We start from the raw sequence: 25,525 nt of genomic DNA on the forward strand, positions 1-25,525 counted from the left end.
TCCTACAGCATCTTCGAGGTACTTCTTGCACCGGTCTTTCGACCGTATCCCCAACGGGATTCGAACCCGCGTTACCGCCTTGAAAGGGCAGCGTCCTAGGCCACTAGACGATGGGGACTCGGACCCGCGGGAGCCGAAGCTCCAGGGACAGCCGTAAGCATAGAGGAGACCGCGCCAGCTTCCAAAACGAGATACTGGCGGGGTGATCGAGATGAGTCGGGCCGACTTCGAGGGGCTCGTGGCGCAGGCGCTGGACGAGGTCCCGCCCGAGCTCACCCAGCTGATCGACAACGTGGCGGTGTTCGTCGAGGACGAGCCGCCGGCGAGCGATCCGGACCTGCTCGGGATCTACGAGGGTATCCCGCTGACCGAGCGCGGGCACGACTACGGCGGCGTGCTGCCGGACCGGATCACGATCTACCGCAGCCCGACGCTCGCGATCTGCGAGACCGTCGACGACGTCGTCGATGAGGTGAACATCACGGTCGTGCACGAGATCGCGCACCACTTCGGCATCGACGACGCCCGCCTGCACGAACTCGGCTACGGCTGACCCTAGGCCGATCGCGGATCGGTGGGGTAGCCTCTGGCGGCCGGTTTCGGGGACCGGATCGCCCTGACTTTTGAACGATCTAGTGAGGCCCCGCCGTGAGCGATCAGCAACCGCCTGCCTGGAAGCCCGACCACCGCCCCAACCAGCCGTACGGCGCCCCGCCCCAACACACTGCTCCACTACCGCAGTACGGCCCACCGCAGTACGCCCCGCCGCCGCAGTACGGCAACCAGCCACCGCAGTACGGCGGTCAGCCGCCCGCCAAACGTCCGAGGGGGCCTTGGCTACTGGCCGGCGCGGCGGTTGTGGTGGTTGCGCTGATCGGCGGTGCTGTCGTGCTCCTGACGGGACGTGGCGACGAAACTGCCGACGCCGGTGCCCCGATCCCGACGGCGACCTTCACCGATGGGGTGGTGACGCCAACCGCCGGCCCGTCCACCGAGCCACCCTCGGCAACGCCGTCCACCACCCCATCCACCAGCTCGACCCCCAAGCCGCCCGCCGAGCGGCGCCGGACGCTGAGAGATGTCGATCAGGGCATCGCCGTGTACGACGACGTGTACATCAAGCCCGCCAGTGGATGGCGGAGGCTCTACACGTCGAAATACACGGTGACGCTCGGGCCTGCGAGCAAGGGATCGCTCCTGCTGGTGGTGGTCAACCCAGTTGGCTATCCGGCCGCCAAAGCTGTCCCGGTCATCGCGCGCGACCTGATCGCCCTGGACAAGTTGGCGGCGGTGGTGAAGGGGCCGGTCAAGTCTCTCAGCCCGGCCAACTCGAACATCCAGAGCCAGGCCCAGATGTCGTATACCGGGCGGCTTCGGCAGAACGGCGCGTCGGTCTCAGTCACCGCTCGGTGCACGACGATGACCGGAGTGGAGTCGATCCACAACGTCACGGTGTCGGTGTGTGTGCAGGCCCGACCGGACGTCGCGGACAAGGCGTTCCGTGACGCGAACCGGATGCTGGCCTCGGTTGCGCGGTCGATCTAGGAGCGGCCGAACAGGAGTTTCCAGGGCATGAGGGCCGACTCGAGTTGGACCTTGAGGGACATCTTGGAGACACCTTCGGTGCGTTCCTCGAAGCGGATCGGGGTTTCGGCGATCTTCAGGCCGCGCTTGACCGTGCGGTAGTTCATCTCGACCTGGAACGAGTACCCGTTGCTCTCGATCGACGCGACGTCGATCCAGCGCAGGGTGTCGGCCTTCCAGGCCTTGAACCCGGCGGTGGCGTCCTTGACGTGCAGGCGCAGGATGGCGTTGACGTAGAAGTTGGCCCACGCGGACAGCGCCCGGCGGTGCCAGCCCCATTCGGCCGCGGCCGAGCCGCCCGGGACGTACCGGGAGCCGATCACGACGCCGGCGTCGGTGGTGCGCAGCATCTCGACCATGGTCGGGACGACCGAGGCGGGGTGCGACAGGTCCGCGTCCATCTGGATGACGATGTCGGCACCTTCGTCGAGCGCGCGGGTGATCCCGGCGATGTACGCGCGGCCGAGCCCGTCCTTCGTGGTCCGGTGCAGTACGCCGACCTTCTCCGGCGACTCCTTCGCCAGTTCGTCGGCGACGTCGCCCGTACCGTCGGGGGAGTTGTCGTCGACGACGAGAAGCTCCAGGCCGGGCAGGTTCAGGTCGGACAGCAGCCCGGCCAGCACGGGCAGGTTCTCCCGCTCGTTGTAGGTCGGTACGACGACCACGATCTTGGCTAGCTCACCCATGACTTTCCTTCGTCGGAGACACCGAAAGCTACCGTATCCGCGGTCAGAGCTGGGTGAGCGCCTCTGTGACCGTGCTGAAGATGCGGAACTGACCGCCGAGGCCCGTGACGCTGAGCGGGCGGTCGACCGGGCGGCCGACGCCGACCAGCGCGAGCGTGATGTTGTGCTGACCGGCGAGGTTCCGGGCCTCGACGAGGTTGCCGAGGCCGGCGGAGCTGCAGAACGTGACCGCGGAGACGTCGATCAGGACCAGCCGGGCCGGCGGTGCGACCGCGGCGCGGATCGCCTCGGCGGCGAAGTCGGTGCTGGCGATGTCGATCTCACCGGACATCCGGACCAGCAGTACGCCGGGCTCCAGCTCCTCGGTGACCGCCTCGAAGGTGGTCCGGATCATCTCGCCGTCCCGTGGCTCTGGATGGCTGGTCACGCGGGTCTCTCCCCCGGGTAGCGCCACGAACGCGGGTCCTGGCGGATATGGAACTGCCCTGTCCTCACACCGTATGCCCCAACGAGCAAGCCGTACAACGGGTCCACCGACGATGGACGCCGGAGCGTGACCTGACGGCTGTAAGCGCTGTCAGAGTCAAACAAACGACGGACCCAGCCGGGTGGTAGACAAGGCGGTATGGGCGTTCTCGACGGTAAGACGGCGCTGGTCACCGGTGGCTCGCGGGGGATCGGCGCGGCGATCGTACGGCGGTTGGCCGCGGACGGCGCCGTGGTGACTTTCACGTATGCGAGCAGCGAAGCGGCCGCGGCCGAGGTGGTCGCGGAGGTGAAGGCCGCCGGCGGCGAGGCGATCGCCGTACAGGCGGATCAAGCCGACCTGTCCGGGATCGACGAGCTGTTCGACAAGGCGGCCGAGCCGACCGGGACGCTGGACATCTTCGTCTGCAACGCGGCGCAGGCGATGGTGAAGCCGATCGCCGAGGTCACGGTCGAGGACTACGACCAGCTGTTCGCGACGAACGTCAAAGGTCCGTACTTCGCGATCCAGCGCGCCGGCCGTGTCCTCCCGGACGGCGGCCGGATCGTCGCGCTGTCGACCCTCAACACCGTGATGCCGGGGCCCGGGATCTCGCTGTACGCCGCGAGCAAGGCAGCGCTCGAACAGTTCGTGAAGGTCGCTGCTCGCGAGTACGGTCCGCGGGCGATCACGGTCAACACGGTGTCGCCGGGCGCGACCGATACCGACATGTTCCACGACCACAATCCGCCCGCGGTGCAGGAGGCCCTGGTCGGCATCACCGCGCTCGGCCGGATGGGTGAGCCTGCCGAGGTCGCGGACGTGGTCGCGTTCCTCGCCGGCCCAGACGCCCGGTGGATGACCGGGCAGAACCTCCGCGCAACCGGAGGGATGCTGGTCTGAGTACGAAGGCTCTGATCGCCGACGTAGACGCGGCCGCGGATCCCGCGGTGGCGGAGGTCCTCGCGCGCTACTTCCAGCTCCAGCCCGGCGGCTACGGTCACGGCGACCAGATGATCGGCGTGAAGCTCTCGACGATCCGCGGCATCCTCAAGCCGTACCTGCGCGCCGACCTCCCGCTGCCCGAACTCGAGCAGGCCCTGACCAGCCCGGTGCACGAGCATCGGCTCGCGATCCTTTGTCTACTGGCCGATCGCGCGACCCGCAGCCTCAAGCCCCGTACGGCGAACCCGCAGGAGCTCGCGGCGATCTACGAGCTGTACACAAGAAGTACGGCGTACATCAACAACTGGGATCTGGTCGACTGCAGCGCTCCGCAGATCGTCGGCGGGTACCTGCTCGACAAGCCGCGCGACCCCCTCTACGTACTGATCCGCTCCGACCAGCTGTGGGAACGCCGGATCGCGCTGGTCGCCACGCAGTTCCTGATCGGCCAGGGGCAGACCGCGGACACATACCGGCTGGCCGCCGAGGTTCTCGACGATCGGGAAGACCTTGTGCACAAGGCCTCCGGCTGGATGTTGCGGGAGGCGGGCAAGCGGGTTTCCGAGGACGAACTGCGCGCGTTCCTGGACCGGTACGCGACCCGGATGCCGCGCACCATGCTCCGCTACGCCATCGAGCGCCTGGACCCCGAAAGCCGCGCGCACTACCTCACAAGATAAGGCCCTGTCTGGTGGTCCATCGCCTACTGCGGGGCACTCGGCACGGCACCTCGCCGCACGGGTGCAAAGGCCACGATGCTCCGCATCGAGACCTTCGCCCCCGCACGCCGATGCACCGCACCGAGCACCTCCTCGCTACGGCGCCGGACCACCAGACAGGACCAAGTCGACAAATCAGCTCGGCGTGCGGCTGTCGGCGTACGGCGGGGCCTCGAGCGCGCAATGGGTGTGGTGGTGTACGACGTCGTGCTTGCGCGGTACGCCGCGGTCGCCGAGCGTCACCCACGCGATCACGCCGCCGGCTGCCGCGAGGACGGCCGAGATCCACAACGCGTGCCCGAATCCGTTGTGGAAGGCAACGGGGTCGCGGTACGCGTCGCCGGTGATACCGGCCGCCATCGGGATCGCCGCGACCGCCATCAGTTGCGCCGATCGGGCGACCGCGTTGTTCACCCCGGACGCGATGCCCGCGTGGTGGTCCTCGACCGACGACAGTACGGTCGCGGTCAGCGGCGCCACGGTCGCGACCAGACCGAGCCCGAGCAGAACGACGGCGGGCAGTACGGCGGTGTAGTAGCTCGTACCGGTGTTGATCCGCAGCATCAACAGGAACCCACCGGCCATCAGCACCGGGCCGACGGTCATCGGGATGCGCGGACCGATCCGGTCGGCCAGACCACCGGCGTACCCGGACAGGCCGAGCATCAGTACGGTCATCGGGAGCAGGGCAGCGCCGGCCCAGAGAGCGGAGTAGTGCAGGGCGGTCTGCAGGTAGACGACGACCAGGAAGGTCGCCGTACCGAGGGCGCCGTACACGACGACGGTGACCAGGTTCGCGCCGGTGAAGCGGCGGTTGGCGAAGATGTTCAACGGCAGCATCGGGTGCGCGCCGCGCCGCTCCACCTCGATGAACGCCAGGAAGGCGACGACGCCGATCGCCAGGCTGGTCAGCACCATCGCGTCGCCGAAACCGTGGTCGCCGGCGCTGATCAGGCCGTACGTGATGCCGGCGAGCCCGACGGTCGCGAGGATCGCGCCGTTGACGTCGAGTTTGCCGGCGGCCTCCTCGTCGCGGGTCTCCGGTACGTGCCGGAGCGTGACGAGAACCGTCACCACAGCGAGCGGCACGTTGAGCAGGAAGATCAGCTGCCACGATCCGCTGTCGACCAGACTGCCGCCGACGAACGGGCCGACGGCCGCCGCGACCGAGGTGAGACCCGACCAGGTGCCGACCGCTTTTCCGCGATCGGAGTGCTGGAACGTCGTCTGCAGGATGGCCAGGCTGCCGGGGGTCAGCAATGCGCCGCCGATGCCTTGCAGCACGCGGCCCGCGATCATCACCTCGAGGTTCGGGGCGATCGCGCAGACGACGGAGGCCGCGGCGAACCAGATCACGCCGACCACGAACGTACGCCGCCGCCCGAGCCGGTCGCCGAGCGAACCGCTGAGCAGTACGAGCGACGCCAGCATCAGCATGTAACCGTTGACGATCCATTGCAGGCCGGCCATGTCGGCGTTCAGGTCCTCGCCCATCGCCGGCAGCGCGACGTTGACGACGGTCCCGTCCAGGAACGCCATCCCCGACCCCAGCGCGGTGGCGGCCAGCACCCACCGCCCTCGCGCCGTGCCCAGCGCGATCCGCTCATCAGTCATGGAGTCAGCGTGGCAGATCCAGTTGGAGTACGACGAGGGCCTTGCCGGCCGGGATGTCGGGCTGGATCGTGAGGTCGGGCGGATCGCCGACCGCGCACCGGGTCTCGGTCATCAACGGGCAGACCGCGTTCAGCAGCCCGCCGGTGACTGTCACGTCGGTCGGCAGCGTGCTGTCCGTGCCCGCGGTCAGGGGACGGATGGCTGCGGCGGCCCGGGTCGACGGTGACGGCAACGGCAGTGCGCGCACCGTCGAGCCGGACAGCCGGTACGTCAGCTGGATCCTGGTCGCCGCGGCGGTCAACGGAAGGTAGTCGGCCGCTGTCAGCGTGGTGGTCTCGAGCCGCACGGACTGGTTGTCGGCGAGGAGTTTCAGGTTCGTCACCCGGGGTGCCGTCCGGGCCATGATTCCGGGCAGGTGCTCACCGGACGCCGGCAGCTGCACCGGCAGGATGTCCGTGGCTTCCGGCAACATCAGGTTCTCGGTGATGTCGAACGAACCGTCCGGCCGCGGCACCGCGGTGAGCGCGATGCCTGGCTTGGTCTCGCCGGTGCCCGGCGTCGGCGTCGGCGACGCCGACGTGATCGGTGCGGGCTGGCCGGAGCTGCCGAGTCCCGGGCTCGGCGCGGCCGGACCGTTGGATCCGGTTGAGCAGGCGACGGTCGCGCTGTACCCCAGCAACAGCGCGACCGTCGTCAGGTAGCGGGTCCTCGTACGTCGCGACTCCTCCACCTCCGCCCCCCCCAATAACGGACCCGACCGCAAAGAAGAATCGCAACCTCTGGCGATCGGGTCGGACTTCCGCATACGATACGCCCGAATTCATGGGGTCGGGCGTTTGTTTCACAATTTTCCGGTGAACTCCGAGGGGGAGACAAAATGCGGAGACGGAGTGTGCCCGAGCAATCTCGGGCGGTGCACAACAATGTTACGAGAATTCACAGTTCGGTAATTCGGAGAGTGCTTCCGTTGCTGCTCGCGGTGCTCATCGCGGCGGCACCGGCGCTACTCACGGTGCCCGCGAAAGCGGCCGCCGGCGCCAACCTGTACTTCGTCCAGGGCCTGCCCGGGCGGAGTCTGGACATCAGCGTCGACGGGCGTCAGGTTGCCAGCAAGGTTGCAGGTGGGAAGCTTGTCGGGCCGTTCGGGGTCGCATCCGGCAAGCGCATGATCACCGCCCGGCAGAACGGCAAGGTGGTGATCCAGCGCGAGGTGTCCGCGGGATCCGGGGCCAGTCTGGACGTCGTCATTCATCAGCCGGTGTCGCCGTCCGGGTCGCCGCTGATCACGACGTACGCGAACAAGTTGGCCGCGGTGCCGAAGGACAAAGCCGCATTGCGGGTCGCGCACGATGCGGCGGTCGGTCCGGCTGACATCCGGGTGAACGGAAAGGTACTTTTCCAGAACGTCGCGAACGGTGAATCCCTGGACGTGGTCGTTCCGGCGGGCACGTACAAGGTCGACATCGTGCCGACCGGTGCGACGTCACCGGTCGTCCTCGGGCCGCTGGACCTACCGGTGCAGGCGGGGTACCTGACCAGGGTGTTCGCGATCGGCGCTCCGGCGCAGAAGACGATGACGGTCGCGCTCGGCACGATCAAGGTTCCGGCGACCGGGTCGGCCAAGCCGTCCGAGGTGAACACCGGAACCGGCGGACAGGCGGCGGGGCTCGACCAGGCGCAGAGCCCCGCCGCCCAGTCCGGCTTGTGGATCGTGGTGTTCCTCGCCGCGCTCGGGGTGGCGGTCTTCACGGGCCGAAAGGTGGTCCGTCGCTGAACCGGCGACTCGCAGGTACGGCACTGTGCTGTCTCGCCTTGGCCGGCTGCTCGGCCGAGGCGGACGGCGCAGTGCCTACACCCACGACCACGGTCAGTTTCAATCACGGCGTGACGCCGTCACCCACCGAGCCGACCGCTCCGGGGTCGGTGCCACCGGGACGCGTCGGTACGCCGGCACCGAGCCAGCGCATCCGTTTCGTCCCGGAGCGGGTGGTGCTGCCCGGCGGCGCCGGCGCACCGGTGCTTAAGGCAACTACCGTCGACGGTCAGCTTCAGGTGCCTGGGGCGCGTCGGGTCGGCTGGTGGGACGGCGGGGCGGAGGCGGGTGACCCGTTCGGTTCTGTGGTGCTCGCCGGTCATGTCGATTCGAAGACCGAGGGGCTCGGGTTCTTCTCCCGGTTGCTCGGCGTACGGCGCGGTGAGGTCGTCGTACTGAACGGGTCCGGGCATACGGCGTCGTACCGGGTCGTCTCGGTCGTGTCGGTGCGGAAGGACGCGCTCGCGACGAAGAGCGGCGCGTTCGACCAGACCACCGACCACAGGCTCGTACTGATCACCTGCACGGGTGCGTACGACGCGTCGCGCGGCGGCTACGAGGACAACTTGGTGGTGACTGCCGTACCGATCGGCCTCGCGCAGTAGGCTCGGCGGTCATGGCCAGGTATTTCGACATCCATCCCGAGAACCCTCAGCGGCGGTCGATCGGGCAGGTGGTGGACCTGCTGCGCGAGGACGGGCTGATCGCGTACCCGACCGACTCCTGCTACGCGCTCGGCTGCCAGCTGGGCAACCGGGACGGTATCGACCGGATCCGCACGATCCGGCACCTGGACGACCGGCACCACTTCACGCTGGTGTGCGAGAACTTCGCGCAGCTCGGTCAGTTCGTACACATCAGCAACGCGGTCTTCCGCTCGATCAAGGCGGCCACGCCGGGCAGCTACACGTTCATCCTGCCGGCCACCAAGGAGGTCCCGCGGCGGCTGCTGCACCCGAAGAAGAAGACCGTCGGTGTGCGCATCCCCGACCACGTCGTCACCCAGGCCCTGGTCGCCGAGCTGGGCGAGCCGCTGGTCTCCAGCACCCTCCTGCTCCCCGGCCACGAGGAGCCGATGACGCAGGGCTGGGAGATCAAGGAAGAGCTCGACAACCAGATCGACGCCGTCATCGAGGGCGAGGCCGGCACCGACCCGACCACCGTCATCGACTTCTCCGACGACGTCCCCGAGGTCGTCCGCGTCGGCTCCGGAGACCCAACCCCCTTCGAGTGACCCAGAGGGTGTCTGAGGACTCTGACACCCTCTTACCAGCGGTCCCAGTGCAGGACGTGCTCGCGGGGGACCCGCTTGGCCGGCCGGAAATCCGTCCCGATCGTGAACGCCAGCGGGATGAACGCCGCCAGCATCACCTTGTCGTACGGCACGCGGAGCACGCCTGCGAGTTCCCGTTCGAGCGGGCCCTGAGCGGTCGTCCAGACGGTGCCGAGACCGCGCTCGCGCGCCGCGAGCATGAAGCTCCAGACGGCCGGCAGGATTGAGCCCCAGGTTCCCGCCTGCTCGGTCGTCGAGGCCCGATCGGTGCGTCCCTCGACGGCCGGGATCACGAACGCCGGAACCCGGTGGATGTTGTCGGCCAGGTAGCGCAGGCTGTCGAAGACCCGCTCCGTCGAGCGAGCGTGATGGTTCATCCGCCGTACGTCGTCCGCGCTCAACGGCTGCCCCGGCGCCTGCGCGAGCGCCCGCCGGAAGATGTCTGCGACGGCCCGCCGCTGCGCGTCGTCGGTAACGACGAGGAAGTGCCACCGCTGCCGATTCCGTCCGGTCGGCGCCTGGGTCGCGAGATCGACGCACTCCTCGATCAGCCGGCGCGGGACCGGGCGGTCGAAGTCGAGCCGTTTGCGGACCGCGCGCGTCGTGGACAGCACCTCGTCGGCCGACAGGTTCAAGGCCATCGCCGAATCCTTCCGCTAATAGATAGTCTATTTCGGAACTATCTCACACTCTTGTGATGTGGTAGCAAATGACCGATGGTGGCGGATGAGCGTTAGTTAGTTACCTCATCCGCCCCGGAGGGACTCATGCGACGTGCTCTGCTTGCTCTGACCGTTCTCCTCATCACCGCGCTCGTGCCGGTGTCCGCCCAGGCCTACGCCAACGCGTTCTTTCCGACGCAGAGCAGTGGCAACCGCGGTGCCGACGTACAGGCCATCCAGTACCTGCTGCAGTACGCCGGGCAGTCTGTCCCCGCGGACGGGGTGTTCGGTGCGTCGACTGTGACGGCGGCCAAGGCGTTTCAAACAGCGAAGGGTCTCGGCGTCGACGGGATCGTCGGACCGCAGACGTGGGCCGCGTTGGCGCCCACCATCCGTTCCGGCGACAGCAATGCCGCGGTGAAGGCGTTGCAGGTCGAGCTGAACGCCAAGCGGCGCCTAAGCCTCCCCGTCGACGGTGTCTTCAGTACGGCGGTCCGCGACGCGGTCGTGTCCTTCCAGTCGCATGCGGGGATCGGCGCGGACGGCGTCGTCGGTCCGATCACGTGGCGCAACCTGGCCTGGCACTACGACTACCCGGACTTCAGTGCGAACCTGTGCGACCAGGACCCGGACGGCAACGGTACGGCGGCCAACTGGGCCGCTGCCGCGCCTGTAGCGCAACTGGAGGCGGCAGCCCGCTCCTTCGCGTCCACCGGCCAGGGCAAGGTGCCGTACGGCGATGCGGGGTTCGAGCACGGTGGTGACATCCCGGGTCACGGCAGCCACGAGAACGGGATGGACATCGACATCTGGCCGGTCCGTACCGACAACGCCCAGTGCACCGCGGGCCGGATCACCTGGGAGTCCTCGACGTACGACCGGGCTGCCACACGCCAGCTCATCCAGGCCGTTCGCGCCGCGGCGCCGGGGCACGTGAAGTACATCTGGTTCAACGACCCGACCCTGATCAGCGAGGGCCTCACCCAGAACTGGCCGGCACACGACAACCACCTACACGTCCGCTACTGCGAGAAGGTCCACCCGAACAGCACGTACGTCTGCTGACACACTGTTCGGCGTGACGTACTCACTCGACCTGAACCCCGACGAGCTGCTGACAACGACTCGTACCGTCCGCAAGCGGCTCGACCTCGAGCGGCCGGTGCCGATGGAGCTGATCCGGGAGTGCATCGAGATCGCGTTGCAGGGCCCGTCGGGGAGCAACCGGCAGACGTGGCATTGGCTGGTGATCACGGACGCTGCGAAGCGCGCTGCGGTTGGTGAGTACTACCGGCGCTCTGTCGAGTCCTACCTGGCCGGTCCGGGCGCAGCGGGGAAGCTCCACGCGGACGACCCCGAGCGTGGACCGGTGCAGCGTCGGGTGGGTGACAGCGTGGCCTACCTGGGTGAGCGGATGGGGCAGGTCCCGGTGCTGGTCATCCCCTGTCTGCAGGTACGAAACCTGCCGGCCGGCAACCAGGCTGGGCTGTGGGGCTCGATCCTGCCGTCAGCCTGGAGCTACATGCTCGCGGCGCGTGCACGCGGCCTCGGTACGGCGTGGACGACGCTGCACCTGAGCTACGAGCAGGAGGTCTCCGAGCTGCTCGGTCTGCCCGAGGATATCCGGCAGACCGTACTGATTCCGACGGCGTACTCGATCGGCACGAACTTCAAGCCTGCGCCCCGGCAGCCGCTCGACGACGTACTGCACATCGACGGCTGGTGATCAGGAGGCGGCCATCTCCTCGATGGTGAGGCCGCTCAGGACCGAGCGAGGCTCGGTGACGGTCAGGTCCAGGGCCGGATCGGCGTCCGCGTCCTTCACCTTGACCAGGAGCCAGTCGCCGCCGGTGCGGGTGAACGCCCAGGCCCCGTTCAGCTTCACGCCGTGCAGTTGCACCTTCAAGTGCCCGCGCTCGATCGCCTCGGCCGGGTCCACCAGCTGCCGCCGGTCGTCGCGGGTGAGGTTCGTGTAGACGCCGGCGTCCCACACGATCACGGCGCCGCTGCCGTACTGCGCGTCGCGGTGCACCCCCTCGTACGCCGCGTACTCGAGATCGTGGTCCGTGGTGAACACCGCGAGCCGCTTCACGATCGGATCCAGCGACGGTCCGCGCGGCACCGCCCACGACTTCAGCACCCCGTCCACCTCGAGCCGTACGTCGTAATGCAGCCGCCTGGCGTCGTGCAACTGCACTACGAAGATCGGCTTGCTCATGGTGCTCCTGATGAATTCGAGTTACCGCTAACGGTCTGTCATGTTGCGGTTGTACGCTTGCGACTGGTCGGGAAACCGGCCCACAAACTTCCTCCATCATCCGCCCCTGTCCCTAAGCAGGTGCTCATGCCCGTAGCCCCCTCACCGGCGCGGCCGATCGCCGTCCAGATCCGCATCGGCGGCCGCTGGATCGCGGGCCAGGAGCTGGGTCGCCGGACCGGGACGGCCGGGACCGACGAGGTTCTCGTCAGTCACCACGGCCATCTCGTCTGGATCGACCAGAGTTCCGTTCGCGCCTCCTGAAAGCTGAGAACCCTTACAGGTAAGGCTTTTCAGCAAAGAGCTTTCGCAACCAGGTTGCCGATCTCGACCGCCGACGCCGCTCCGGTCGGGTCGAACAGTGCCCGGGTCAGCGCGAACGTAACTCCTGACCGCGTATCGGCCCACGCCGCGCTGCCGCCCATCCCCGGCCACCCGAACGACGCCGGGCTCTCTTCCGCGCTCGACCCGAGCCGGCCGATGGCGTAGCCGAGCGCCAACGTCGCCGGGTTGCCGAGCAGTTCGTCCTGCGCGACCAGCGCCGGTCCGGTGATCACCGGGACAGCTTCGGGCCGGACCAGCCGGACCCCGTCCACCTCGCCGATCAAGGCGGCGTACAGCTTGGCGATCCCACGCGCGGTGAGGATCCCGCTCGACGGGTCCTCGACCGCGAGCTGCTCGGGCCGGTTCAGTACGGCGGCCCGCGGCTGCATCGCCCGCGGTACGACGTTCTCGAACATCCCGGCCAGCATCGTGAACGTCTCCTCGGCGCCCTCGGGCTCCACGAGTTCGGCGAGCCGGTGCCGCTGATCGCTGGGCAGCGCGAAGAAAACGCTGTCCTGCAGGTCGAGCGGGGTCAGGATCTCCCGCAGTACGTCGGAGATCGTCCGGCTGGTCGCGCGGCGGACGATCTCGCCGACCAGAACGCCGAACGTCTCCGCGTGGTACGTCATCTTCGTTCCCGGCTCCCACCAGGGTTCCGCGGCGGCGAGCCGATCGGCCTGGAAGGGGAGCGTTTTCCGGGTCGCGTCAGGCGGTAGCGCGGGCAGGCCGACGGAATGTGTCAGGACATGCCGCAGGGTTGCAGTTTCCTTCCCATGCGCTCCGAACTCAGGCCAGAGCTCGACGATCGGCCGGTCGTAGTCGAGGACGCCGCGATCCACCAGCACGTTGGCGACCGTCGCCGACGCGCCCTTTCCGGTGGAGGCTGCGAAATACAGCGTTTCCGGGGTCACGCCGTCGCCGGCCACCGCGTCCACGACGAGCTCGCCGTGCCGATACACCGCGACCTGCAGACCGAGCTCGGTCTCCGCCAGTTCGTCGATCCGCCGCTGCACCACATCCTGAAGCTCCATACCGATACGTCGTAGCAGACGCGGGCCGCTCTACACGTAATCGAGGGCGAACCGGATCGTGCGCTCCCGCTCCGCGTCCGTCCCGACCGGGCAGACCAGGAACTCCGTCGTACCGGCGTCCTTGAAGCGCTGAATCTCCTTGGCCACCGCCTCTTCGTCGCCCAGTACAGCGGTTTCCTCAGGCCCCGCCTTGCCGCCGCGGTCCAGGACGGCCCGGTACGCCGGCATGTCGCCGGCTGCCCCGAACCGGTCGTGGATCCACTGCCGGGTCGTATCCGGGTCGTCCGTGACCGCGACGCAGACGCCTGCGATCACCTGCGGTTCGGGCCGTCCCGCCGCGGTCGCCGCCCGGTCGATCGTGGGCCGGATGAAGTTCTCGATGACCTCAGGACCCGCCCAGCTGGTCGTCGTACCGGCGGTCAGTTCGCCGGCCGTCTTCAGCATCCGCGGACCGAGGGCGGCCAGGATGAGCTCGGGCGCCTCGGTGCCGGGGATGCCGACCTGCCCGCGGGCAGTCAGTCGCTCGCCCACGTAGTCGGTCGGCTCACCCGCCAGCAGCGGGCGGAGCGCCTCGACGTACTCGCGGACGTAGGCCGCCGGGCGGTCCATCGACAGGCCGAGCATGCCTTCCACCATGTGCGGATGGCTCGAGCCGACCCCGAGCGTCAACCGGTTGCCGGTCAGCGCCTGGACGCTGAGCGCCTGCGCCGCGAGCGCCAGCGGGTGCCGCGGGTACACCGGTACGACGCCGACGGCGTACCCGATGGTCGAGGTGTACGGTGCGACGCCCGCGATCAGCGTCAGCGCGTCCCACCCGAGCCGCTGGCTGAACCAGACCCGGTCGATGCCGGCGTCCTCGGCGGCCTTCGCGGCGGCGCCGATCTCGTCGATGGTCCGGTGCTCTTCGTCGATCCACAGTCCGATCCTCATGTCCATCAGTCAACGGGTCCGGAGGCCGCCGACCCAGACGCAGTTACGCTGTGCAGCGATAAGGAATCGTGATCGCCGGAGGTGTCCGATGGAACTGCGGCAGCTGCGGTACTTCGTGACCGTCGCCGAGGAACTGCACTTCGGCCGCGCGGCCGAGCGGCTCCAGATCGTGCAGCCGGCCGTCAGCCAGCAGGTCGCCCGGCTCGAACGCGAACTCGGTCTGCGGCTCCTCGACAGGTCCTCGCGGCACGTCAGGCTGACCGGTGACGGCGAGCGGATGCTGCGCGAGGCGCGCGCGGTCCTGTCCGCCGCGGATCGGGCCGGCGAGGTGGCCGCGGAACTTGTTTCCGGACGTTCCGGCGTCCTGCGCATCGGGATCGCGCCGGGCCTCCGCGACCGGCTCGAACGGGGGCTGACGGCGCTGCGTACCAACACGCCGAACCTCGACGTCCAACTCAACTCCGGGTCGACAGCCGAGTACCTGAAGGCGCTGCGGTCCGGGGAGCTCGACGTCGCCTTCGTCCGGGGCGAGGTGGCGGCCGCTGACCTGCGAGTGGTCGAACTCTGGCGTGATCCCCTCTCTGTCCTGCTGCCGACGGAGTACCGCGCCGACGACGGGGTCAAGCTGCTCGACCTGATCGACCTGCCGCTCCGGCTGCCCAGCGACCCCTGGTTGCACGACCACCTGCTCGCCGCCTGCCGAGCCGCCGGGTTCGAGGCGCGGATGGGCCGCCCGGCGGACGATCTCGAGGCCGCGATCGTCGAGATGTCGACCGGGTCGCCGGCCTGGACCGTCGTGTACGGCACGGCGTGCGAGGCCGCCGAGGGTGCGCTCTGGATGGGGCCGTTCGCGCCTGGGTTGAGCTCGCCGGGGCAGCTGGTCGTCGGCCCGGGGCCGACCGCCGAGTGCGTCGACGTACTGGTCGCAGCGTTCTCTTAGGACCTCCGGCGGGCCCTGACAGCTCCGCCGGAGGCCGGGTGTTGATTACTCAACAAGCACCGGATCGTACGTTGGAAATCGCGTTCCGAGGAGGGCCCGTCTCATAATGCGCCGAACGAGCGCTTGATGGCTCCCGGTGAACGGTTGCTGACGGTGCGGGATTAAAGTTGGTAGTTGCAACCAAATAGTCAGGTCGGGTGAGGGCATCGCCGGCCGTTTCCGCCCCGGAGCAGCACACCCCGCTGCTCCGGTCGTCGCGTTCCCGCCGTACGAAACGGAAGCTGATGTCTGCCACCCAGGCCTCGCCGGCCGCACCTGCCGCCGGCTCCACACCGGACGGCTCCACGCCGCCCCGGTACCGCTCGCGGTACGCCGCCGATGCCCCTGACCCCGCACCGTCCACGGCACCACCGTCGGCCGCCGACCCCGAGCTGTCCCATCGCGAGATCCTGGAGATCCTCGCCGGACTGCTCGCTGCGCTCTTCACCGCGGTCCTCAGTTCGACGATCGTCAGCAACGCGCTGCCGACGATCATCGCGGACCTCGAAGGCTCCCAAACGCAGTACACGTGGGTCGTCACGGCCAGCCTGCTCGCGATGACCGTGTCCACGCCGGTGTGGGGCAAGCTGTCCGACCTGATGAGCAAGAAGCTGCTCGTGCAGCTCGCGATCATCATGTTCGTCGCCGGCTCGGTGCTGGCCGGCGCCGCGCAGAACGTGCCGTTCCTGATCGGCTCGCGGGTGCTGCAGGGGATCGCGATGGGCGGGCTGATGGCGCTCGCACAGGCGATCATCGGCGCCGCGATCCCGCCGCGGTCGCGGGGCCGGTACTCCGGGTACATGGGCGCCGTGATGGCGCTCGCGACCGTCAGCGGTCCGCTGGTCGGCGGCGTCATCGTCGACACCTCGTGGCTCGGGTGGCGGTGGTGCTTCTACGTGTGCGTACCGCTCGCCGTCCTGTCGCTGATCGTCCTGCAGCGGTACCTGCACCTGCCGGTGGTCAAACGTCGTGTGCGGATGGACTACGCCGGCGCGCTGCTGATCGCGGGCGCGGCGAGTCTGCCGCTGATCTGGGTGTCGTTCGCGGGCGAGCACTTCCCGTGGTGGTCTTGGCAGACCGGCGCCTATCTGGGCGGTACGGCGGTGCTCGCTCTGTTGGCTGTGATCGTCGAGACCCATGCGACCGAGCCGCTGGTGCCGATGCGGGTGGTGCGGGAACGTACGACGGCGCTGGCGATCCTCGCGAGTGTCGCGGTCGGGATGGGGATGTTCGGGAGCGCGGTGTTCCTCGGGCAGTACTTCCAGGTGGCCCGCGGGTACAGCGCCACCGAGGCCGGGTTGCTGACCATCCCGATGATGTTCGGGTCGTTCCTCGGGTCGGTCGGGTCGGGGCAGTTGATCACCCGGTTCGGTCGCTGGAAGCGGTACCTCGTGATCGGGGCGCTGTTCCTGACCGCGGGGCTCGGGTTGCTCGGCACGATCGACCACACGTCGCCGTACTGGTATGTCGGGCTCGGGATGTTTGCCATGGGCATCGGGATGGGCATGACGATGCAGAACCTGGTGCTCGCGGTGCAGAACACCGTGGACGTCAGCGAGGTCGGGGCCGCGAGTGCTTCGGTCACGTTCTTCCGCAGTCTTGGTGGAGCGGTCGGGGTGTCGGTGCTGGGGGCGATCCTTGCTACTCGGGTGACCGACTTGATCACTGAGCATCTGCGCGAACTCGGGGCCGGCGCGGCGGTTGGTGGATCGGGCAGTTTGCTGGATGTGAACTCGCTGCCGGCGCCGGTTCAGGAGATCGTGCGGCACGCGTACGGCGACGCGACCGGGCGGATCTTCGTGATCGCTGCCGGGGCTGCTGTGGTGAGCTTCCTGGCGGTGCTGTTCATCCGCGAGGTCCCGCTGCGTCAAACCGTCGCCATGAGTGCGTCGGAGGGTGAACCAGCTGTGGGCGGGACCGTTCCTGACGATCCTGCTGAGCGGGCCGCGGTGGTTGCGCTGGATGTGATCACATCGGCGGAGCGTACGGCGCGTGAACGCGAGCGCGAGGCCGGTGAACGGGTGCAGGCCGCCGCGAACACGATCCGCCAGATGCGAACCGACGTCGCGGACCTGTTCACCCGCGTGGACCAGCAGATCGCCGACCTGGAGAACACGCTGCCCGACACCGAGATCCCGGAGCCGGCCGCCGCGATCCTCGACGCCCACCGCCCCGCGGGCGAACTGGTCGACGAGCTCCGCCGCTACGAACTCAGCGTCCTGAGCGCCAGCCAACGCACCGCCGACCACCTCCGCGAAACCGCCCGCACCGAAGCGGACCACCTCCGCGAAACCGCCCGAGCCGAAGCCGACCATCTCCTCGCCGAAGCCCACGCCGAAGAACAAGAAATCCGCACCCGAATCCAAGAACTCCAAGCCATAGAAACCCGCCTCCTAACCACAGTCCGCACCACCCTCACCCAAACCCCACCCACCCACACCCCACCCCCAACCACGACACCTCTCACTCACACCCCACCCCCCGCACCGCCCACGCACAGGCCCGCCCCGTCCTCCGCCCCGTCCACCGCCCCGTCCACCGCACCGCTCACCCACGAGCCCGCCCCGTCCACCCACGCATCCGAGCACCAGATCCACCCGCCAACCCACACCCGCCCCACCCACCAGCCGACCCCACCCACCACGTCCGGCAACGGCTACCCCGAAGACCTCCACACCCGCCAACCCTTCGGCTAACCCGCATTTCCCTGGCCAACCCACCAATTTGCCTGGCCAACCCACGAAATTGGCTGGCTGACCCACCAAATGCGGGGTTTCGCACCCGCAATCAGGGTGCGAAACCCCGCATTTCGTGGGTGGGCCAGGCAAATGCGCCGGCGGCCCGGACCACGTGCCGCCGACCACGTGCCGCCGACCGCCGCAGGCCACGTGCCGCCGACCGCGTGCTGCGGGCCGCGTGCTGCGGCGGGTGTTCGTTTGCCGAGTCGTGGAGGACGGCTCCGGGGAGGGGCCGCGAGTCGTGGGAACTGGTTGGCTGGGGCGTGCTGCATCCACGACTCGGCGAGCGCATGCCCGGTTCGGGCGGCGGAGTGGGCGGCGGAGTGGGCGGGGGTGCGCGGGGTGGTGGGGGTGGGGTGTCGGTGGGGGGTGGCATGCTTTGGGTGGGTTAAGGAGTGGTGTGGGGTTGTGGGATGTGGAGCGGGTGGTCGGGCTGGCGGCTGATCCTGCGTCCGCTAAGGCTGGGCAGGGGCTTGCTCGGGGGGAGAAGTGGTCGGGGGCCGGGGCTACGGATCGTGCTGTTTGGGGTTTGTGTCAGGGGAGTGGGAAGCAGCCGTATCAGACGGTCGTGGATCTGAGCGGTCCGGCGTACAAGTGCTCCTGTCCGTCGCGGAAGTTTCCGTGCAAGCACGCGCTCGGCCTCCTGCTGCTCTGGGTGAAGCACGAGGTGGCACAAACCGATGAGCCGGACTGGGCGAAGAGCTGGATCGACCAGCGGGCCGAGCGTGCGGAGCGGCCGGAGCGGAAGCCGGGTGAGGTGGCCGATCCGATCGCGGCGCAGGAGCGGGCTGCCCGGCGCGCGGATCGGGTGTCGGCGGGATTGGCCGAGCTTGCCGGGTGGCTGGACGACCAGGTACGGCAGGGTCTCGGCGGTTTCGACCAGCGCGCGTACACCGAGCTGAGCCGCCTCGCCGCACGGATGGTCGACGCCCAGGCACCGGGAGTGGCCGGAGCGGTACGCCGGGCGGCGAATGGGGTCGGACGTGGTCACGGCTGGCCGGGCGAACTGCTCGAAGAGCTGTCCCTCGTCCACCTGATCGTCGCGGCGCACGGCCGTCTAACGGAGCTCCCGCCGTCGCTCGCCGACACGGTGCAGAGCCGGATCGGCTGGACGACCGAGACGGCCCGCGTACGCGAGGAAGGCGAGAAAGTCGAAGACGACTGGCTCGTCCTCGGCCGCGTGATCGAACCGGACGACCGTCTCACAGTCCGCCGCCTATGGTTGCGCGGAGCAACGACCGGTCGGATCGGGCTGATCCTCACGTTCGCGGCCGCCGGTCGCCCGCTGGACCCGCTCCCGGCTCGCCCTGGTGAGTACGTCCCCGGCGCGCTCTCGTTCTATCCCGGCGCTCTCCCGATGCGCGCTCTCCTGACCCAAACCGATCCACGCCTGCCCGCACCACGTCCCGTCGGAGTCACGGTCCGCCAGGCGTTGGCGTCGTACGTCGAATCGCTCGCGGCCGACCCGTGGAACGAACGCTGGCCGCTGGTGCTGCAGGATGTCCGACCCGCACGGCACGGCGACGGCTGGGCCCTGGTCGACGAGGCGGGTGATGGGTTGGAGATCCTGCCGGGCTGGGATGCGTTGAAGCTGCTCGCGGTCTCGGCGGGTGACCCGCTGACCGTCGCCGGCGAGTGGAATCGCGCCGGACTCCGCCCGATGACCTGCTGGCACGGCGATCGGCCGGTGATCTTGTGAAGGGCTGGGACGGGCTGGTCAGCTCGGCGTTGCTCGGTACCGACCGGCGCCCGCCGCACTTCGACGAACTACCCGAGCACATCCAGGAGCGACTCGGCGACGGCAACCTGCTCGACGCTGCTGCGCTGGCGACCGTGTACAAGCGGGCCGGACGCAAGCCGTTGCACGGTCTCGAGCCGCTTCCCGCCGCGCCCGGTGAGGATCGGCCGTTGCCGCGGGCAAACGCGGTGCGGCGGTTGGCCGCGATGCTGGGCGGGTTCCAGACGTCCGCGCTGGGTGAGTGGTTGCGTACGGCGGACGCGCACGGCTGGGGTGTCCCGCCCGAGCATTTGCCCGCGTTGGCGGATTACGCCCGCAACCGCGCGGAGTACCGTCCGCTCGTCATTGCCGCCGCGGGCCGTCGTGCGCGCTGGCTCGCGGAGCTCAATCCCGAGTGGCGATTCCTCCACGCAGCAGTTGCTGAGAGCAACGAGCCGCAACTGTGGACGCACGGCAACGCGATCCAGCGACGTACCTGGTTGCGCGCCGCCCGCCACCAGGACCCAGACGAAGCACGCGAAGCGCTCAAAGAGGTCTGGCCGACCGAGTCCGCCGCCACCCGGGCCGATTTCCTCGGGCTGCTCGCGGACAACCTCGCGTCGACGGACGAGGAGTTCCTGGAGTCGGCGCTCGACGACCGTTCCCGTGAGGTACGGCGGGTGGCGGCGCGGCTGCTCGCCCGGTTGCCGGGATCGCAGTACGGCGCGCGGATGACGGAACGCCTGCATGCGCACCTGGTGCCCAGCCAGGGTGTGCTCGCCGTCGACCTTCCGCGCAGTCTCACCCAGGCGATGGAGCGCGACGGGATCGACTCGCAGAACCCGGAAGGTATCGGCAAGCGCGCGTGGTGGTTCCAGCAGATCGTTGCCAACACACCCTTGTCGGCGATGGAACTCGCCTGGCTCCAGACGCCCGTCGAAGGATGCGCCGCCGAAGTACTGCAGTCCGCCTGGACCGAAGCAGCCATTCGGGAGCGATCAGTCGAGTGGTCGCGCGCCATCCTGCAGGCCGGATCGAATACCGGCAGTCGCGGTCCGGCCGAGTTGTTGCGGCTGCTGCCCGCGGAGGAGTGGGCGAGCGCGGTCGACGTACTGCGGAAGACTGTCGACGTCGCCGAGCTGGTCGGTGGGTTGCCGGTGCCGTGGCCCGCTCCGCTCGCGCGCATGATCCTCGACCAGCTCGCCCAGGTCGGCACCAACCGTGCCTGGGCCCGCCTCGCCAGTATCGCGGCCCGCGCCGCGCCGCCCGACGTACTCGACCATCCGATCACCCGCGAACCCACCGGCGAGGAAGACACCTGGCGCCGCCGCCTAGTCGAAACCCTGACCTTCCGCCGCGAAATGTACGAGGAGCTCACATGACAACCGAAGTACTGCGCCCGCACGCGGAAGTCGAGTACGCCGACGAGCTTCAAGCGCTTCGAGCAACGGACGACAAAGCGCGCCCACCCGCCTGGCTGATGTCACCGGCAGCCGTCGTCACGTACCTGCTCGGTGGGAAGGCCGGCGACGTCGAGATCTCACCGAAGTACGTCGGTCCGCGGCGGCTGATCGAGGTCGCCGTCGCCACGCTCGCGACCGACCGGGCGCTGCTGCTGCTCGGTGTACCGGGGACCGCGAAGACCTGGGTCAGTGAGCACCTCGCGGCCGCGATCAGCGGTGACTCGACGCTGCTCGTCCAAGGTACGGCGGGTACCGCGGAGGAGGCGATCCGGTACGGCTGGAACTACGCCCAGTTGATTGCCCAGGGCCCCAGTGAGGCCGCGCTCGTACCGAGTCCGGTGCAGCGCGCGATGGCCGAGGCGAAGATCGCCCGGATCGAGGAGCTGACCCGGATGCCGTCCGACGTCCAGGACGCGCTGATCACGATCCTGTCCGAGAAGGCGCTGCCGATCGCCGAACTGGCCACGGAAGTCCAGGCCCGTAAGGGATTCAACGTCATTGCCACCGCCAACGATCGCGACAAGGGCGTCAACGAGCTGTCGTCAGCTTTGCGGCGGCGTTTCAACACCGTCGTCCTGCCGCTGCCCGACTCCGCCGAGGACGAGGTGGAGATCGTGTCGCGCCGGGTGTCGCAGCTCGGCTCGGCCCTCGAGCTGCCGCAGCCGGACGACGCGCTGGACGAGATCCGCCGCGTGGTGACGATCTTCCGCGAGCTGCGCTCCGGCCGGACCGAGGACGGCCGGACGGCGGTCAAGTCGCCGTCCGGCACGCTCTCGACCGCGGAGGCGATCAGCGTCGTCACCGGCGGTCTCGCGCTCGCGGCGCATTTCGGTGACGGCGTCCTGCGTCCGACGGACGTGGCCGGCGGCATCCTCGGCGCGGTCGTGAAGGACCCGTCCGCGGACCGCGTCGTGTGGTCGGAGTACCTCGAAACCGTCGTTCGCGAACGTGACGACTGGGCGCCGTTCTACCGGGCCTGCCGAGAGATTTCCGGATGACCGTTCACCTGCTCGGGATCCGGCATCACGGGCCGGGGTCGGCCCGGGCGGTGGCGACCGCGCTGGCCGAACTCCGTCCTGATGTCGTCCTGATCGAAGGTCCGCCGGAGGCCGATAAGATCGTCGAGTTGGCCGCCTCGGAGGAGATGGATCCGCCGGTCGCGCTGCTTGCCTATGCGGTGGACGACTCGACGCGGGCGGCGTTCTGGCCGTTCGCGGTGTTCAGTCCCGAATGGCAGGCGATCAGGTACGGGCTGGCGGCCGGGGTGCCGGTGCGGTTCTGCGATCTGCCCGCGGCTCAGCAGTTCGGTTCCGCGGGCGGGCGGTCGTCGATCGCGATGGATCCGCTCAGGACCCTGGCCGAGGCAGGTGGGTACGACGATCCCGAGCGCTGGTGGGACGACGTGATCGAGTCGCGGCGCGGTGGCGCCGAACCGTTCACGGTGATTGCCGACGCGATGCGGGAACTGCGCCACGGCGAAGAAGCGACAGGTCGCGAGGCGCAGCGTGAGGCCTACATGCGAACCGTTCTGCGCAAGGCGATTCGTGAAGGTTTCGAACGGATCGCTGTGGTCTGCGGCGCCTGGCATGTGCCAGCGTTGGAACTACCGTTGCCTCCAGCAACACATGACGCACGGATCCTGAAAGGCTTGCCGAAGCGGAAGGTTGCCTGTACCTGGGTGCCTTGGACGCACGGCCGGCTGGCGGCGACGAGCGGGTACGGCGCCGGCATCACGTCACCTGGTTGGTACCACCACCTGTTCACCGCGCCCGACCAGATCACGACCCGTTGGCTCTCCAAAGTGGCGCAAGTACTGCGCGACGAGGACCTGCCGGTGTCCAGCGCGCATGTGATCGAGGCCGTGCGGCTCGCGGACACGCTGGCGGCGTTGCGCGAACGTCCGCTCGCCGGGTTGAGCGAGGTGACCGAGGCGACGCGGGCGGTCCTTTGCGGCGGGAACGACGTACTGCTCGACCTCGTGACCCGTGAGGCCGTTGTCGGTGAACTGCTCGGGACGGTGCCGGGCGAGACGCCGCAGGCGCCGGTCGCGGCGGACCTGGCCGCCCATGCGCGGCGGTTGCGGATGAAGCGGGATGCGGCCGAGCGGGTGGTCGAGCTCGATCTGCGGAAGCCGAACGACCTGGAGAAGTCCAGACTCCTGCACCGGTTGCGGATTCTCGGGATTCACTGGGGTGTTCCGGCTGCCGACGAGCGGCGGGCGCAGGGTACGTTCCGGGAGATGTGGCGGCTGGCCTGGGATCCCGGGCTCGAGGTCGAGTTGGTGGCCGCGGGCGCTCACGGTACGACGGTGCTCGGCGCCGCGACGTCCGTGATGCTGAAGGCCGCGGATTCGCCGACCCTGGCCGATGTCACGGCCGCGTTGGAGAAATCGCTCCTCGCTGACCTCGCGGAGGCGCTCCCTCCGCTGCTTCAGGGCATCGACACTCGCGCCGCGGCGGACGCCGACGTAGGGCATCTGATGGCGGCACTGCCCGCTCTCGCGCGAGCCTCGCGGTACGGCGACGTCCGCGGGACCGATACGGCCGGGCTGGCCTCAGTCGCGGGGCGGATGGTGTCGCGCGTGTGCGCCGGTCTGGCGCGGGCCGTACACGGGTTGGATCCGGATGCGGCCGCCGCCGTACAGGACCTGATCGACGGGGTGCAGGACGCGACCGTGCTGCTGGCCGAGAACGTGCGGTCGGAGTGGCTGAACACGCTGCAGGGGTTGAGCGATCGGGCCTCGGTGCCGCCGTTGATCCGCGGTCGGTTGACGCGGTTGATGCTCGACACGTCGCGGTTGCCGGATCACGAGGTCGCACTGCGGCTCGGGCGTTCGCTGTCACCTGGTACGGCGACGGCGGACGCGGCCGGGTACGTCGAGGGGTTCCTCGCCGGTGGCGGGTTGTTGCTGGTGCATGACGAGCGCCTGCTGGCGATGGTGGACGGATGGCTGGCGGAGATCCCCGACGATGCGTTCGTGGAGGTTCTGCCGTTGCTGCGGCGTACGTTCGGCACGTTCGCTGCGCCGGAGAGACGCTCGATCGGCGCGCGGGCCCGGGTGCTGTCGGATCCCGCTGCCGTGATCGTTGCTGACGACAACGAGCTCGACGCCCGGCTGGCGGCGACCGCGTTGCCGGTGGTCGCACAGTTGTTGGGGGTCTCATGAGTGACGAGCGACTCCGCCGCTGGCGGCTCGTGCTGGGTGGTGAGGCCGAGGAGGAGACCGGTACCACGCTTTCCAAGGCCGATCAGTCCGTCGATGCCGCGTTGGCTGCGTTGTACGACGCCGCCGAGGGGGAGGCCGGTACGCAACGGTCGGCCGGGTTGGGTGCGTCGGCGCCTAGGGTGGCTCGGTGGCTGGGTGACATCCGGCAGTACTTCCCGAGCACCGTCGTACAGGTGATGCAGCGGGACGCCGTCGAGCGGCTCGGGATCACCCGGATGCTGATGGAGCCGGAGCTGCTGGGCGCGGTCGAGCCCGACGTCCATCTGGTGTCCACGTTGCTCGCGCTCAACGAGGTGATGCCCGAGGAGACCAAGCAGACCGCGCGGGACGTGGTCGGCCGAGTGGTGGCCGAGCTCGAGGCGCGCCTCGCCGAGCGGACCCGGGCCGCGGTGACCGGTGCGCTCGACCGGGCCGGGCGGACGGCGCGGCCGCGGCATTCGGACATCGACTGGGACCGGACGATCCGGGCGAACCTCAAGCATTTCTCGCCCGCGCTCGGGACGATCGTGCCGGACCGGCTGGTCGGGTACGCGCGGCGGAACCACAGTGTGCAGCGGGACATCGTGCTGGCGATCGACCAGTCCGGATCGATGGCGGAGTCCGTCGTCTACGCGTCGCTGTTCGGTGCGGTGCTCGGGTCGATCCGGACGCTGCGGACCTCGCTGGTCGTGTTCGACACCGCGGTAGTGGACCTGACCGATCAGCTCGAGGACCCGGTCGACGTACTGTTCGGGACACAGCTGGGCGGTGGCACGGACATCAACCGGGCGCTCGCGTACTGCGAGGAACTGGTCACGAAACCGGCCGAGACCGTGCTCGTGCTGATCTCCGACCTGTACGAGGGCGGGATCCGGGAAGAGATGTTGCGCCGGGCGCGTTCTTTGGTGGAGTCCGGCGTACAGGTGATTGCTCTGCTGGCGCTCGCGGACTCGGGCACCCCGTCGTACGACGCCGAGAACGCGGCCGCGCTGGCCGAGCTCGGCGTACCGACTTTCGCCTGCACACCGGACAAGTTCCCCGACCTGATGGCCGCTGCCATCCGCCACGAGGACATCGGCGGCTGGGCGGCGACCAACATCACCTGATCCTGAGAGGTAC

The 25,525-nt window shown here is 68.9% G+C and carries 25 protein-coding genes and 1 tRNA gene; 17 read left to right on the forward strand and 9 right to left on the reverse strand.

Annotated features, from left to right (window positions below):
• Positions 1-45: 45 nt before the first annotated feature.
• Positions 46-118, reverse strand: a tRNA-Glu gene (locus tag E0H92_RS35940).
• 93 nt (positions 119-211) lie between these two features.
• Between E0H92_RS35940 and E0H92_RS35945 the strand changes: the two genes are divergently transcribed.
• Together E0H92_RS35945 and E0H92_RS35950 are read left to right on the forward strand one after the other, a co-directional pair.
• The gene (locus tag E0H92_RS35945; RefSeq protein ID WP_131499479.1) at positions 212-553 is read left to right on the forward strand and encodes a metallopeptidase family protein; all 342 of its coding nucleotides are present in this window, start codon (positions 212-214) and stop codon (positions 551-553) included.
• 95 nt (positions 554-648) lie between these two features.
• Positions 649-1,545: a hypothetical protein gene (locus E0H92_RS35950; protein WP_131499362.1), complete on the forward strand. Its 897-nt coding sequence runs from the start codon at positions 649-651 to the stop codon at positions 1,543-1,545.
• Here the strand turns inward: E0H92_RS35950 and E0H92_RS35955 are convergent.
• Both E0H92_RS35955 and E0H92_RS35960 read right to left on the reverse strand, forming a co-directional pair.
• Positions 1,542-2,270 (reverse strand): polyprenol monophosphomannose synthase, encoded by a 729-nt coding sequence (locus E0H92_RS35955; RefSeq protein WP_131466450.1) that lies wholly within the window; start codon positions 2,268-2,270, stop codon positions 1,542-1,544. The genes E0H92_RS35950 and E0H92_RS35955 overlap by 4 nt on opposite strands.
• A 43-nt stretch (positions 2,271-2,313) precedes the next feature.
• Positions 2,314-2,697 carry an STAS domain-containing protein gene (locus E0H92_RS35960; RefSeq protein ID WP_131295316.1) on the reverse strand — a complete coding sequence of 128 codons (384 nt, stop codon included), beginning with the start codon at positions 2,695-2,697 and terminating at the stop codon, positions 2,314-2,316.
• A 198-nt stretch (positions 2,698-2,895) separates the two neighbouring features.
• Here E0H92_RS35960 and E0H92_RS35965 point away from each other — a divergent pair, with 198 nt between their 5' ends.
• Both E0H92_RS35965 and E0H92_RS35970 read left to right on the forward strand, forming a co-directional pair.
• Positions 2,896-3,639 carry an SDR family oxidoreductase gene (locus E0H92_RS35965; protein WP_131466448.1) on the forward strand — a complete coding sequence of 248 codons (744 nt, stop codon included), beginning with the start codon at positions 2,896-2,898 and terminating at the stop codon, positions 3,637-3,639.
• A complete protein-coding gene (locus E0H92_RS35970; protein ID WP_275670124.1) occupies positions 3,591-4,361 on the forward strand; it encodes a DNA alkylation repair protein in 771 nt (256 codons plus the stop codon). The genes E0H92_RS35965 and E0H92_RS35970 overlap by 49 nt, the downstream gene beginning before the upstream one ends.
• A gap of 174 nt (positions 4,362-4,535) precedes the next feature.
• On the opposite strand, the gene E0H92_RS35975 is transcribed toward E0H92_RS35970, so the two are convergent.
• Together E0H92_RS35975 and E0H92_RS35980 are read right to left on the reverse strand one after the other, a co-directional pair.
• A complete protein-coding gene (locus E0H92_RS35975) occupies positions 4,536-6,014 on the reverse strand; it encodes an MFS transporter (protein ID WP_131466446.1) in 1,479 nt (492 codons plus the stop codon).
• A 4-nt stretch (positions 6,015-6,018) separates the two neighbouring features.
• The gene (locus E0H92_RS35980; RefSeq protein WP_238153220.1) at positions 6,019-6,744 is read right to left on the reverse strand and encodes a hypothetical protein; all 726 of its coding nucleotides are present in this window, start codon (positions 6,742-6,744) and stop codon (positions 6,019-6,021) included.
• Positions 6,745-6,972: 228 nt separating this feature from the next.
• On the opposite strand from E0H92_RS35980, the gene E0H92_RS35985 reads away from it, so the two are divergent.
• From E0H92_RS35985 to E0H92_RS35995, 3 genes are all read left to right on the forward strand, one after another.
• Positions 6,973-7,788, forward strand: coding sequence for a DUF4397 domain-containing protein (locus E0H92_RS35985; protein ID WP_238173746.1), 816 nt, complete (start codon positions 6,973-6,975; stop codon positions 7,786-7,788).
• A 110-nt stretch (positions 7,789-7,898) separates the two neighbouring features.
• Complete coding sequence (locus E0H92_RS35990; protein WP_238173747.1) at positions 7,899-8,432, forward strand: class F sortase; 534 nt, start codon at positions 7,899-7,901, stop codon at positions 8,430-8,432.
• Between the two features lie 11 nt (positions 8,433-8,443).
• A complete protein-coding gene (locus tag E0H92_RS35995) occupies positions 8,444-9,061 on the forward strand; it encodes an L-threonylcarbamoyladenylate synthase (RefSeq protein WP_131295311.1) in 618 nt (205 codons plus the stop codon).
• Positions 9,062-9,093: 32 nt separating this feature from the next.
• Here the strand turns inward: E0H92_RS35995 and E0H92_RS36000 are convergent, their stop codons facing one another.
• On the reverse strand, positions 9,094-9,741 hold the full coding sequence (locus E0H92_RS36000) for a nitroreductase family protein (RefSeq protein WP_131466438.1): 648 nt from the start codon (positions 9,739-9,741) through the stop codon (positions 9,094-9,096).
• A 126-nt stretch (positions 9,742-9,867) separates the two neighbouring features.
• Between E0H92_RS36000 and E0H92_RS36005 the strand changes: the two genes are divergently transcribed.
• Both E0H92_RS36005 and E0H92_RS36010 read left to right on the forward strand, forming a co-directional pair.
• Positions 9,868-10,827 (forward strand): penicillin-insensitive murein endopeptidase, encoded by a 960-nt coding sequence (locus E0H92_RS36005; protein WP_131499364.1) that lies wholly within the window; start codon positions 9,868-9,870, stop codon positions 10,825-10,827.
• 13 nt (positions 10,828-10,840) lie between these two features.
• Complete coding sequence (locus tag E0H92_RS36010) at positions 10,841-11,488, forward strand: nitroreductase family protein (RefSeq protein WP_165550178.1); 648 nt, start codon at positions 10,841-10,843, stop codon at positions 11,486-11,488.
• On the opposite strand, the gene E0H92_RS36015 is transcribed toward E0H92_RS36010, so the two are convergent.
• Positions 11,489-11,980 (reverse strand): DNA polymerase ligase N-terminal domain-containing protein, encoded by a 492-nt coding sequence (locus tag E0H92_RS36015; RefSeq protein WP_131499365.1) that lies wholly within the window; start codon positions 11,978-11,980, stop codon positions 11,489-11,491. It lies immediately after the preceding gene.
• 126 nt (positions 11,981-12,106) lie between these two features.
• Here E0H92_RS36015 and E0H92_RS44450 point away from each other — a divergent pair, with 126 nt between their 5' ends.
• Complete coding sequence (locus tag E0H92_RS44450) at positions 12,107-12,283, forward strand: hypothetical protein (RefSeq protein ID WP_165547402.1); 177 nt, start codon at positions 12,107-12,109, stop codon at positions 12,281-12,283.
• Between the two features lie 29 nt (positions 12,284-12,312).
• Here E0H92_RS44450 and E0H92_RS36020 read toward each other — a convergent pair whose 3' ends face one another.
• Positions 12,313-13,374, reverse strand: a complete 1,062-nt coding sequence (locus E0H92_RS36020) for a serine hydrolase domain-containing protein (RefSeq protein ID WP_131499366.1) — start codon at positions 13,372-13,374, stop codon at positions 12,313-12,315.
• Positions 13,375-13,404: 30 nt separating this feature from the next.
• Positions 13,405-14,304, reverse strand: coding sequence for a TIGR03564 family F420-dependent LLM class oxidoreductase (locus E0H92_RS36025; RefSeq protein WP_131499367.1), 900 nt, complete (start codon positions 14,302-14,304; stop codon positions 13,405-13,407).
• 88 nt (positions 14,305-14,392) lie between these two features.
• Here E0H92_RS36025 and E0H92_RS36030 point away from each other — a divergent pair, with 88 nt between their 5' ends.
• The 7 genes from E0H92_RS36030 to E0H92_RS36060 all read left to right on the forward strand — a co-directional run bounded on the left by E0H92_RS36030 (position 14,393) and on the right by E0H92_RS36060 (position 25,512).
• Positions 14,393-15,244 (forward strand): LysR family transcriptional regulator, encoded by an 852-nt coding sequence (locus E0H92_RS36030; protein ID WP_131499368.1) that lies wholly within the window; start codon positions 14,393-14,395, stop codon positions 15,242-15,244.
• A gap of 284 nt (positions 15,245-15,528) precedes the next feature.
• Positions 15,529-17,979, forward strand: a complete 2,451-nt coding sequence (locus tag E0H92_RS36035) for an MFS transporter (RefSeq protein ID WP_131499369.1) — start codon at positions 15,529-15,531, stop codon at positions 17,977-17,979.
• Between the two features lie 610 nt (positions 17,980-18,589).
• Positions 18,590-19,720, forward strand: coding sequence for an SWIM zinc finger family protein (locus E0H92_RS36040; protein WP_238173748.1), 1,131 nt, complete (start codon positions 18,590-18,592; stop codon positions 19,718-19,720).
• Complete coding sequence (locus E0H92_RS36045; protein WP_131499371.1) at positions 19,717-21,120, forward strand: DUF5691 domain-containing protein; 1,404 nt, start codon at positions 19,717-19,719, stop codon at positions 21,118-21,120. The genes E0H92_RS36040 and E0H92_RS36045 overlap by 4 nt, the downstream gene beginning before the upstream one ends.
• Positions 21,117-22,199 (forward strand): ATP-binding protein, encoded by a 1,083-nt coding sequence (locus E0H92_RS36050; RefSeq protein WP_131466418.1) that lies wholly within the window; start codon positions 21,117-21,119, stop codon positions 22,197-22,199. The genes E0H92_RS36045 and E0H92_RS36050 overlap by 4 nt, the downstream gene beginning before the upstream one ends.
• A complete protein-coding gene (locus E0H92_RS36055; RefSeq protein WP_131499372.1) occupies positions 22,196-24,367 on the forward strand; it encodes a DUF5682 family protein in 2,172 nt (723 codons plus the stop codon). Before E0H92_RS36050 ends, E0H92_RS36055 begins: the two co-directional genes overlap by 4 nt.
• Complete coding sequence (locus tag E0H92_RS36060; RefSeq protein ID WP_131466414.1) at positions 24,364-25,512, forward strand: VWA domain-containing protein; 1,149 nt, start codon at positions 24,364-24,366, stop codon at positions 25,510-25,512. The genes E0H92_RS36055 and E0H92_RS36060 overlap by 4 nt, the downstream gene beginning before the upstream one ends.
• Positions 25,513-25,525: the final 13 nt, after the last annotated feature.

This window comes from Kribbella speibonae (genome assembly GCF_004331375.1).
Classification (GTDB): domain Bacteria; phylum Actinomycetota; class Actinomycetes; order Propionibacteriales; family Kribbellaceae; genus Kribbella; species Kribbella sindirgiensis.